At 38.5% G+C, this 11,371-nt stretch carries 10 protein-coding genes; all 10 read right to left on the reverse strand.

What is annotated here, in order from left to right; translation table 11 throughout:
• Positions 1–6 precede the first annotated feature (6 nt).
• The gene (locus tag JOC48_RS03270; RefSeq protein ID WP_239584155.1) at positions 7–1,002 is read right to left on the reverse strand and encodes a heme-dependent oxidative N-demethylase family protein; all 996 of its coding nucleotides are present in this window, start codon (positions 1,000–1,002) and stop codon (positions 7–9) included.
• A 118-nt stretch (positions 1,003–1,120) separates the two neighbouring features.
• Positions 1,121–1,525 carry a cupin domain-containing protein gene (locus JOC48_RS03275; protein WP_204497614.1) on the reverse strand — a complete coding sequence of 135 codons (405 nt, stop codon included), beginning with the start codon at positions 1,523–1,525 and terminating at the stop codon, positions 1,121–1,123.
• 372 nt (positions 1,526–1,897) lie between these two features.
• Entirely contained in the window at positions 1,898–3,058 is a 1,161-nt protein-coding gene (solA, locus tag JOC48_RS03280) for an N-methyl-L-tryptophan oxidase (protein WP_204497615.1), read from the reverse strand.
• A 27-nt stretch (positions 3,059–3,085) separates the two neighbouring features.
• Positions 3,086–4,441: a type III glutamate--ammonia ligase gene (gene glnT / locus JOC48_RS03285; protein WP_204497616.1), complete on the reverse strand. Its 1,356-nt coding sequence runs from the start codon at positions 4,439–4,441 to the stop codon at positions 3,086–3,088.
• Between the two features lie 104 nt (positions 4,442–4,545).
• On the reverse strand, positions 4,546–5,907 hold the full coding sequence (locus JOC48_RS03290) for an FMN-binding glutamate synthase family protein (RefSeq protein WP_204497617.1): 1,362 nt from the start codon (positions 5,905–5,907) through the stop codon (positions 4,546–4,548).
• Complete coding sequence (locus JOC48_RS03295; protein WP_204497618.1) at positions 5,889–6,596, reverse strand: GltB/FmdC/FwdC-like GXGXG domain-containing protein; 708 nt, start codon at positions 6,594–6,596, stop codon at positions 5,889–5,891. The genes JOC48_RS03290 and JOC48_RS03295 overlap by 19 nt, the downstream gene beginning before the upstream one ends.
• Positions 6,584–7,480 (reverse strand): class II glutamine amidotransferase domain-containing protein, encoded by an 897-nt coding sequence (locus tag JOC48_RS03300; RefSeq protein ID WP_204497619.1) that lies wholly within the window; start codon positions 7,478–7,480, stop codon positions 6,584–6,586. Before JOC48_RS03300 ends, JOC48_RS03295 begins: the two co-directional genes overlap by 13 nt.
• Before the next feature lie 40 nt (positions 7,481–7,520).
• On the reverse strand, positions 7,521–8,801 hold the full coding sequence (locus tag JOC48_RS03305; RefSeq protein ID WP_239584156.1) for a Zn-dependent hydrolase: 1,281 nt from the start codon (positions 8,799–8,801) through the stop codon (positions 7,521–7,523).
• Positions 8,802–8,971: 170 nt separating this feature from the next.
• Complete coding sequence (locus JOC48_RS21645) at positions 8,972–9,727, reverse strand: IclR family transcriptional regulator domain-containing protein (protein ID WP_204497620.1); 756 nt, start codon at positions 9,725–9,727, stop codon at positions 8,972–8,974.
• 539 nt (positions 9,728–10,266) lie between these two features.
• Positions 10,267–11,256, reverse strand: a complete 990-nt coding sequence (locus tag JOC48_RS03315; protein ID WP_204497621.1) for a MerC domain-containing protein — start codon at positions 11,254–11,256, stop codon at positions 10,267–10,269.
• Positions 11,257–11,371 lie beyond the last annotated feature (115 nt).

Below are 11,371 nucleotides of genomic sequence, written 5' to 3' on the forward strand. Positions count from 1 at the left end.
CTTCCTTTATAGCTTTTTCACATATAAAGTTTCTTTTAACCATGCTGACAATAGCAGCTTATATTCAGAAAAACCTTTGTATTCTGCTATGTACTCAGGAAGGTCATCAATAATCTTACTAAAACGATTTAGCCATTCACGATTTTCAGATAGTTCATTCAAGTTGATTAAATGGGTATGAATACTAAATAGAATACTATTTGACTTTGGCAAACGAAATAACCTTTGATCTTCCACCCGAAGATGCACAAGATCCCCTATGTTTTCTTTCGTTATCTTTTCTTTTTTGGGTGCCCATTGATCAAAGTCTTCGGCAAAAGTAGGTAAAATATGTTCCACCGTCAATGTCCAGTTGTACCTGGTCCACGGCTTGCCAGCTTCCATTCTCATTAAAAAGTCACGGACCTTCGCTGCAAGCTTATCTGAGAAAACTGGAACCGGTGAATGCCATTCTGTAAAGGTCATTCCCAAATCAAAAACTAAAGACCAATTGGCAGGAAAGCATAATTGACCTGCATCCATATATAAATCCTGATCTCTCTCGGATACAATAACAAGGTCTTCTTGCATATGACGACCGATAAAATCAAGTGGTTCACAAGGTAACGTATTTAATTGACCAAAAGTGAAGGTATCCTGCTCGTTAAGGAGATAGTTAGTAAAGATCCATACATCGCCTTGTTTTTTAAGCGTAAAATAATCTGGATAAATCTCAACCATTTCATGGATTAACATGTCTAGTACTTCCCACTGTGCTTCGATCGTATGGGAAAATGACTGATAACACTTCATCGGAAACTTTTCTAACAAAGCTCTTTTTTCCTCAACCTCCCCCTTGTATTCAGGCGTAATATCTAAGCATAAACCCGATTCAAGCTGTCTGGAATTATTGGAATATCGATAGGAATCTTCGTGGAAAGGAAAAGGAAATCGTTTAACAAGAGGCTCGGTGGATAAGTGTTGTACATAATTTTTTTTGACATCCTCATTTAACATAGACATGAAGCTTTCCTCCTTTAACATAATGAATAGATTCTTTTAACCTTGTATCATATAGTCATACATGTTCAAAAGATCGACTCAAACAGTCCTACGATATATTGAGCCGATGTTTGGTTGATTACATAAAACTCGCTTCAGGCAAACGGTGTCCCGTATATACTGCAGAACCATCACTTTCACCATCAAAATAAACCGTTGTTTCTGGAGTAAATACAAATACATCGCCAGGTTCCGAAACATATTTTATCCCTTGGTCATCACGAACAATTATTTTACCGCTGACGATAACCTTTATTTCAAGGTAGGTGTAAGTAAATTCAAATCCTTCCCCAGGTTGCATGGAAAAATACCCCATTTGATAGGCATCCTTTTTGTCGGTAACTGGAACATCAATAATCTGGCTTTTCAAACCAGGAATCCCTAACCTTTCATCCAGTTCTACCATTTGATACGTACCTTTTTTAATTAATTGAACACCTGGCTTAACACTTAAATAGTCATAATCCAATACTTTTTCACTCATTAAAAACACTCCTTTTAATAAATTTTTATACGATGGAAGGAAACAATAGATGATTGTTTAAAAACAACCCTTTGCATTTTAAGGAAGGAAAATATCTCCTTCCTTTATTCTGTTTATATGGTAATCATGCCATGATTTCCCCTAAAAAAATACCAAATATTCTGAATAATTGAGAAATCGTTATATGATCTGACAAGGTTTTTTCATTATTTTTATATTTTCTAACAAAGCTTCCGATCGATTGTTGTTTTAATATCCCCTTGTGCGCTGGAGCTGGACATCGCTTACCTACAATCCAGCCATTTTATCATTTCCTAAGCATAATAAAGGAGCCTCCCTGTAGTACGGGAAGGCTCCTACTATACGAAAAATTTATTTAACTCTCTCTAATTCTGAAAAACGATTTAACCGAAGAAATGATATATCATACTCTGTTTCACCACGGATAGAAAGGTCTGTTAGAATTTTCCCAATTACACTAGCAAATTTAAAGCCATGTCCGGAAAATCCACCTGCTACACATACATTTTCATATTCCGGATGAACATCAACAATAAAATCCGCATCAGGAGTCATCGAAAACATGCTTGTTGCACCTTTCAGCAATTCACCGGAAGCTCCCGGAAGAAAATGCTCTAAAAAATTGCGAATATCATATTCATCGTCTTCATAAGCACCAAAATCACGGTTTAATGTATCAGGATCACAATCATAGCCTAGATCCATTCTTCCTAATTTAACTCCACCTCCATCAAAATCCGGGAAGCCGTAATAATGACCAATCGTATTCGTATCAAAGATAAAGCAAGGGAAATCTTCACTATATAATTTTTCAACGGTTGGTTTAAACCAGCCAATCGTTTTTCTTAATGGCTTAATAGGTATACTCATCGATGGAAGAAGCTTAGGAAGCCAAGCACCAGCTGTAACTACAAGCTTGGAAGCAGTGTATTGTCCATTAGCTGTAAATAAAATGATTTGGTCATCGTTCATTTCTAAATCTACAACCGGTTGATTTTCAATCACGTCCGCTCCTAGCTTCATTGCCTCTTCCTTATAGGTTTGAATACATTCCTCACTAAAGAGAAATCCCGATTCCGGATCAAAGCAGCCGTAATAATCATCCGGTATTTTAATTCCCGGCCACCGGTCCATAATCATTTTTGCATCCATTTCCTCATATACAACATCATGGTTAATAGAGCTTTTAATAGCTTCCTTGACAAACGTTGATTGCCGGTGACCAACAGTTAGAGCACCTAATTGATTAAATAACGTTTTCCCTGAGATTTCTTCTAATTCCTTCCACAAACGGAGGGACTCTTTTCCAAAAGGTACATATTTTCCACCATTTCCATTGCCTAAACGAAGCATCCTTGTATGACCATGATGGCTACCGTAATGATTAGGTATCGAAAATTGATCGATCACCATTACCTTCTTATTTTCCTTTGCTAAGTAATAAGCGGCAGCAGTACCCATGGAGCCGCCTCCTAAAACGATGACATCATATTTTTTCTCCAAAACCTTCATCCCCCAGCCTCATCACTTTTGCCATCTTTAGTTCGTTTCCTTCAGGTATTTTTTGATTTCCCATGAACTAATAAAATCATGGTATTCCGCCCATTCCTCTTTCTTTCTCTTCAAGTATGTTTCCATGAATCCTGCACCCAATGCATCGATTAAAACGGTATCTTGCTCTAATTCCAAAATAGCTTCTTGTAGAGTAGAAGGTAGTTTATCGACTTTTTCACCTAAGTGATTCATTAATTTGGAATTATCTGAAATGAATTGATCTGGATCGATCTTATTTTCAATACCATCCAGCCCTGCCGATAATATGGCTGCTGCTGCTAAGTAAGGATTGGCATTACTATCCATCGCACGGAATTCAATTCTTCCGGATTCAGGGATTCGAATAAGCTTCGTACGGTTATTACCACCATAAGAGATAAAATTTGGCGCCCATGTTGCCCCTGAGCTTGTGGACAAAGCCGTTAGACGTTTATAAGAGTTGACTGTTGGACAAACGATGGCTGAAAGAGCACGCGCATGTTTTAACACACCACCTATAAAATGATAGGCAGTTTCTGATAGTTCATTACCTCTCGGATCATGATCAGATTCAAACAGGTTCTTATCTCCATTCCAAAGGCTTAAATGCATATGACATCCATTACCAGTTAAATGAGAAAATGGCTTTGGCATAAAGGTAGCAACTAAATTACGTTCCTCCGCCATGTTCCGTACCATATATTTAAAAAACGTTAAGCGATCTGCAGAAGTAAGAACATCGGAAAAGTTAAAATTCACCTCAAATTGTCCATTTGCATCCTCATGGTCAGCCTGGGAAACTCCCCAGTCTAATTCATCCATATAATGGATTAGTCTACTCAAGAAATCATAGTTTCTCATCAATGCTTGTTGATTATAACAAGGCTTCTTTGCTACATCATAAGGATCAGAAGGTGAAATTCCACCTTGTTCATCTTCATTTAATAAAAAGAATTCCGGTTCTAACCCCGTTTTCATTTCATAACCTAGCTTTTTCGCTCTTTCCATCACATTTAATAAAATCGTTCTTGTACAATAAGACCAAGGGGTTCCATCCTCTGTTAAGGTACCAGCAAACCATGCCAAATCTTTCTGCCACGGTAAAATCGTTAAGGAGCGTAAGTCGGGAATACATAAAATATCCGGATCTGCTGGTCCATGCCCCAGATCCCCTACAGCAAAGCCAGCAAACCCAGCTCCACTCTCACAGACGGCTGATAACCGTTTGGACGGAACCAGCTTCGCTCTAGATGTACCGTTAAGGTCTGAAAAAGAAGCTAACAAAAACTGGACACTTTCATCTTCCATCTTTTTTTGAATATCCTCAAACAACACCGTATTATTCGTCGCTACTCCAATCAATGTTTAACATTCCCCTTCCTTTATTTAAAATGGCTCGATTCACCTTGAATCGTGATTTTAAGCACATGACTCCTCTAAAGGCAATGTGCTTTAACTGCTTCTCCTCACTTTGCTACAAACTCATGTTGTCCTGTTGCATGATGATAGTCTGCCCAATATGGATTACGAGTGGTTCCCATCCCTACAATTGGAACACCAGTAATCATGGATGTATTCCATGTCAACGAACGTAAATCAGTTGGATCTAAATCTACTACTCTACTTTTCCCACAAGAACGGGCAAAAATCTGCATTTCCATTGTTAGCGAGTTCATATAGTTTTCTACTCGATCAGCTGCCTCATCAGGATCAAGACGAGCCATCAATGCCGGGTCTTGTGTAGCGATTCCAACTGGACATTTACCCGTATGACAATGGTGACAAGCGGAAGGCTCTGTTCCAAGTGCTTTATAATCCTCCACATAGATAGACTTATTACAATTTAAGGCAACAAGCATCGCCGTTCCGATATAAACAACATCCGCCCCTAGAGCAATAGCCTTCGCTGCATCTGCTCCATTGCTTATTCCTCCACCAATGATTAGCTTAATTTCATCCTTCATGCCTATTTCATGTAAAGCTTCCGCTGCTTCGACTACTGCTGCTATCGTAGGAATTCCTGTGTGATCTAACTGGATTTCCGGAGAGGCAGCAGTACCACCTTCCATTCCGTCAATGACAATCGCGTCGGCACCAGCCTTTGCAGCTAGTTTCGTATCATCATAGACTCGGCCTGCACCAATTTTAATGAATATAGGAACCTCGTAATTCGTTGCAATTCGAATTTGATCGATCTTCACCCCTAGATCATCTGGTCCCATCCAATCCGGATGACGACATGGACTACGTTGATCGACACCAAGTGGTAAATCACGCATGTTCGCCACTTCTTCTGATACTTTTTGCCCTAGTAACGTTCCACCTGTCCCTGGCTTTGCTCCTTGGCTCACGACGATTTCCACCGCATCGGCACGTTTTAAATCATATGGGTTTAAGCCGTACCTACTAGGAAGCAGCTGATAGACTAATTTTTCCGAAGCTTCTCTTTCAACCGGATGCATCCCACCGTCACCGGTACATGTACTGATTCCACAGCGGGTGGCTGCGATTCCTAATGCTTTTTTAGCATTAGAATTAATCGCACCAAAGCTCATTCCTGCAACCATGATAGGTGTTTCTAACACGAGTGGTCGCTTTACTCGTCCCTCCCCGATTACTACTCTTGTATCACACTTTTCCCGATACCCTTCCAACGCGACACGCGACAATCCTGCAGGTGTAAATACTAAATCATCAAACGAGGGTAAGTCTTGCCTTTTCGTCGCTTGACCTCGAATGCGATATCTACCAAGTTCCGCTTTTTCTTGAATTTCATCAATCTTTTCTGGACTCCATACTTTGCTTTTTCTTATAGTACTGTTTTCCATACACCGAACTCCTTTTTATTAAAGTTATGAAGCAATCCATTGCAGACAATTTTTTTAAAGCTAGCTGGTGCTTTCATTCCATAGCTTTCGAGTGTATGCTTTATTTCCTCATACTCTGCCTTAGGAAGATCAACAATCTCTGCTCCATTTCCTAGCTCAGCAATGTCTCCAGCAATGTAAATTGTCCCTGCATACATGGAGTCCCCCAATGCTTTACCGGCATTCCCACAAATAATCATCTTGCCTTTTTGCATCATAAAGCCAGTCATATAGCCAACATTTCCACCGATAATCAGCGTACCACCCTTTAATCCAATTCCGGTTCGGGCTCCAGAGCTTCCCTTTACAACAACGGTGCCTCCCCGCATCGAAGCAGCGGTCGATGATGCTGCATTTCCTTCTACGACAATCTCGCCGCTCATCAGATTCTCTCCAATCGCCCATCCTGCATTTCCGTGAACTTCCGCAGAAATATGGTCAGACATACTACAAGCGTAATACCCTACATCTCCTTCATACACGAGATGAATAGGATCAGTAATCCCGACACCAAGATTGTGACGTGCCTGTGGATGCTTAATGACCACTTCTTTGATGCCTTTTTTTGCCGCATCTACAATCAGTTCATTTAGTTTTTCCTGAGATGTTTCGTTACTATTAATCACCAATTGGTCTTTTACAGATTCCATATCATGACCTCCTCTGACCCTGGCTCAAATACATTTAAATTTTTTCCAAACCCATTGGTTATGGCCATACTTTCAGAAGCGAAAGCTACGAAATCATCGGTTTCCGCAATGACCATCGGCTTCATTCCAAATGGTTCTTTTGCTAACCCTACCTTTTCTGGTGTAATCGCAATATAACTAAAAGATCCACCTAACTCCTGTAGGGACAGCTCCATTGCTTCCTTTAAATCCAAACCAGCCTTCATCTGATCAACTAAGTAAACAGCAATAACCTCTGAATCATTCCCAGTAATAAACTTGTATCCTTTCTTTTCATACTTACTGCGAAGCTTAATATAATTGGTGATATGACCATTATGAATAATCGTTAAATCCTTCCCCGTATGGCAGCTTAGCGGCTGCGAATGAGAAATATCTACTTTACTTTCCGTTGCCATTCTTGTATGTCCGATCGCAACCCGACCATTGTAATCTGAAATGTTAAATTGCGATTCTAAGTTTTCGGCTCCGCCTAAAAATTTCAATACCTCTAACTGTTCACCATAACTTGCGACGGAAACATCTTTATCGATATTATTAATTGCATGGATTAACAATGTTTCGTCTTCCACATTTTTTATTACCGCTCTTACATAATTACCGTGGTCGGAAGAACGTAATACAGTGGAAAACTCCGTTAATAAATGCAAAACCTTTTCTCCGTTTCCTTCTTTATCGTAGTTCACATCCAAATATAAATGGTTTTCTTCTTTAGGATGTAAAAGAGCTATCCCTGTTGAATCAGGCCCTCTTCTGCTCAAACTCTCCAGCATTTTAATGACAATTTCTCCTGTTTTTTTTTCGTGAACTGAACTTTTATAAATTAGTCCCCCAATTCCACACATACGCATTCTCCTTTTTAAATTTACTGAAAATAATAAATATTCAGTCATTTATTGACACATCTAATCCTTTATCCAATGCAAGAAGGGAATGTAATAATACATTAGCGACAATCTCTATATCCTCTATTTGACTTTCTTCCTCCGGACAATGGCTTTTTCCATCGATACTTGGAACAAACAGCATACCACTTTTTGTGATAGATGCCATATGCGTTGCATCATGACCAGCCATACTTCCCAATTCCAAGGATTCATAGTTCAGTAGTTTTGCCTGTTGTTCAATTGCCTGGATAACCTGTTCATCCATAGGAGCAGGAGGTTGATCTAATAATATTTTTCTATGAATGTCTATCGGACGCGCTTGTTTCACTTTTTCAGCTTTATCCGTCCACATTGACAAGACTTTCTCAATTTGTTCTTTTGACTTGCCTCGTATTTCCAAGGTGAAATCAACCTGTGCAGGTATAATATTAGCTGAGTTCGGATTTATATTTAGCTTCCCAACCGTTCCTACCACTTCATTTTCAGGGTAGCTCCTGCACACTTCTTCTAGTGCCAAAATCAGCTCAGACGCTGCTGACAAAGCATCTTTTCTATCTTCCATCAAAGTAGTTCCTGCATGGTTAGCTTCTCCAAATACCGTAATCTCTTCCCGATAAATACCTGTAATTGCAGATACAACACCTACAGGAATAGAACGATTTAGCAACCTTTTCCCCTGTTCAATATGAACTTCCACATACGCACTTAGTTCACTAGATTCTCGAACAGCAGCTTCGAATTGATCCGGATTGCCACCAGACTTTCTTAAAGCATCTGTTAGCAATGTACCATTTGCGTCTTTAACGCCAACAATATCCTCTTTCTTTAATTTTCCAGTTATCGCTCGGCTGCCAAAAGTAGATAGACCAAATGGATTTGGTTCTTCCGCGCTAAAAGAGACTAATTCAAATGGATGCCTTGTGGTCATATCATTTTCTTCCAGTACCTTCATCACCTCTAATGCCATCAAAACACCAAGCGCTCCATCATATTTTCCACCATTTGGTACGGTATCAATATGAGAACCGAATGCAATTACGGGTAAAGTAGGCTCCATCCCTTGTCGTTTAGCCCAAATATTTGCAGCTTCATCCACCCTAACATCTAGATCGATTTTTTCCAGTTCAGCTTTCAGCCATTCACGTGCTTCTAATTCAGATGTAGTAAACGTTGTCCGATCTAATCCGTCGCTTTCATTTCGTCCAAACTTAGATAGATCCTTAATAGAGGACGCTAATCGTTCTACATTAATCTTGGGCTTGGTCATCGGTTTACTCAATAAAATCCTCCTTTCACATTCAAGATTACTGTTGAATGTTAATACTTCATAACATATCATTTATTAAGTTTTCTTTATCATGACTCCTATTTTCCCAGATTCAAAGGCTGATATCCTATCTATTGAGAAAACAGGAAAAAGCCTGTGAAATTCTCTTCCATAACTTTATATCACTCCATCCACCCCATTTCTTTTGAAATTGTTTTAGAGGTGTTTGTCACAAGATCAATAATTCGATTTAAATAATTAGAGTTAAACCTTATTTCTGGCCCCGCAACACTAATAGCCCCTTCCACTTGTCCGTTCCATGCAAAAATAGGTGCCGCTACACCGGTAGTTCCCTCGGTTGTTTCACTGGTACTAATGGCGTATCCGTGTTGTATGATTAGGTTTAATTCATCTAATAAATCATCTAACTCTCTCTGTGACTTTATATGTTTTGAATCAATCAAGCCTTCGATTACTCTTTTTTGAGCTGTAGGTTTCAGGTATGCAAGAATGACCTTTTTTGAAGCGCCATGACATAGAGGCAGCCTCATACCTAATGGTTCGGCGATTCGAAGCATTTGTGGAGAATTAATACACTCAACGAATATTCCATCATTTCCTTCTCTGACAGTTAAATAAATGCTTTCTTTCGTTTTGTCTGCCAGACTCTCCATGAATGGTCTCGAAATATTTAGGATGGATAAATCTTCTAAAATAGACAGACCTAATTGCATTAAGCTTAAGCCTAATCTAAATTTCCGATTCTCTTTGTTTTTAAACACAATGCCATACTCCTCTAAGCATGACAAAAGTCGATGAACCGTCTGTACTGGCATATCTACTTTTTTACTAACCTCAGTTGCACTCCACTCATGATTAAATTCATCTGGTCGAAGTGCCTGGACTAATTTAACGGTTTTACTTATGACTTCGGACACAATGAAACCACCCCTTTTGCAAAAAGTAAGCTGACTCCATCTTTTCCATCAAATAAAACCACCCCTTTTTGTTGTTCTTCATTTTCTTTATTTTGCCATTATTTATCTCAATCTTAATAGAGATATTTCCTACATAGTGAGATTCTGTAATAAAATATGACGTGGTTTTTCTCATTTTTTATAGAAAATGTATCAACATACAAGATAAAAGGGTGATTTTTATAATTTTGTGTGATATTTTCTTACGTTAGGCGGGGGAGGTGTAAGGTTAAGTTAAAGTGGTGTTATTGCAGAAAGTCGTACTCTGGATTTTCGTCCTCACAATTAAAGACAAATTCCTGGTTTCACTGTGACCATACCTGTACCTTATTACTTTTACAACACTATCGGCCAGAAACTTCTTCCATGATTAATAATTGAAAAAAGCCTGTTGAAGAAATTTCTTCCACAGACTTTAAGTTTTTTTAAGTCCCTCTTAAACTACCATCTACAAATTCTGGGGCATTCACTGGGGATCCCCACTTTATTTATCACTAAAATTATTCAACAATATCAGCCATTATTCCTGGTATGGTTATATCCCAACCAGCTTGAGAAGTGTAAGATACCGAACCAAAGACTTCACCATAAATGGTAACAATATCACCACTAATAAAGTCATTATAACCTTCTTGTTCTACCCATAATATATCTTCATACCAATCATCAACTGCAATCCTCATAATAGTGTATCCACTGTCTTCACCAATCTCTAAGATTTCACCTGTAAATGTTACATATTCACCCTTATGTCTATCTGGATTTTTTTCTAATTGACCGTACTCCATCGTTTTAGCATTAGCCTTTTTCTCTTCCAAAGATAAAGTTTTTTCAAAGTCAGCTGTTGCTGTGTAAATAAGAAAATCTGTTTCGATATTACTATTTACTTTATCACCAACAAAAACATAATCTTTTCCATATTCATCACCATAAGCACCATCTGGCAGGTCAAATACTGCAGTACCTAGAAAAGCATGTATTTCACCTTCCGGATATTCTGATACATCAATTTCACCATTAAATTGACCGTCTTTCACTTCAAAGGCGGCATCATCCATATACTCAAAGTCTTCTATATGGGATACTTCCAAAGTAACAATTGCACCATCTGCAAGATTTGTAGTACCACTAACAATCACTTTGTCATCTTCAAATGTTATACTTTCGTCAATCTCAAAGGTAATTTCTTCTAGATTGTCTTGCTCCTCTTGCTCTTCTGCTTCATCTACCGTTGCATTCACTTGTTGTTCACCATTGGACTCCTCTGTTTCTTCACTAGAAGCATTATCATTTTCCGCATCTGTAGTTTCCGTATTTTCACCAAATGCTGTAATTAGAAAACCGATACCGAAAACAATTGTTGCTATGGACCTTAAAATTGTACCGTGATGTTTATATTTCCACATAAAAAATATTCCGACCGGAGCAAACAGAATCAACATAACCCATGCGAACCATAACTTTTGATAAAATTTTTTCTTCTCTTCCATCTAATATTCCCCCTTTATTTATCCAACTAAGTACTTCGACAATTACCATAGATTTCCTTTAAAATAAGACAAAATTCTCATAAAAATTGCTGAAACTTTTAACAAATAGTAATAT

The organism is Aquibacillus albus (genome assembly GCF_016908325.1).
GTDB lineage: Bacteria > Bacillota > Bacilli > Bacillales > Amphibacillaceae > Aquibacillus_A > Aquibacillus_A albus.

Coding starts and splice junctions, on each gene's coding strand:
- JOC48_RS03270 (WP_239584155.1), bottom strand. CDS start 1,002: ATGTCTATGTTAAATGAGGATGTCAAAAAAAATTATGTACAACACTTA.
- JOC48_RS03275 (WP_204497614.1), bottom strand. CDS start 1,525: ATGAGTGAAAAAGTATTGGATTATGACTATTTAAGTGTTAAGCCAGGT.
- solA (WP_204497615.1), bottom strand. CDS start 3,058: ATGAAGGTTTTGGAGAAAAAATATGATGTCATCGTTTTAGGAGGCGGC.
- JOC48_RS03290 (WP_204497617.1), bottom strand. CDS start 5,907: ATGGAAAACAGTACTATAAGAAAAAGCAAAGTATGGAGTCCAGAAAAG.
- JOC48_RS03295 (WP_204497618.1), bottom strand. CDS start 6,596: ATGGAATCTGTAAAAGACCAATTGGTGATTAATAGTAACGAAACATCT.
- JOC48_RS03300 (WP_204497619.1), bottom strand. CDS start 7,480: ATGTGTGGAATTGGGGGACTAATTTATAAAAGTTCAGTTCACGAAAAA.
- JOC48_RS03315 (WP_204497621.1), bottom strand. CDS start 11,256: ATGGAAGAGAAGAAAAAATTTTATCAAAAGTTATGGTTCGCATGGGTT.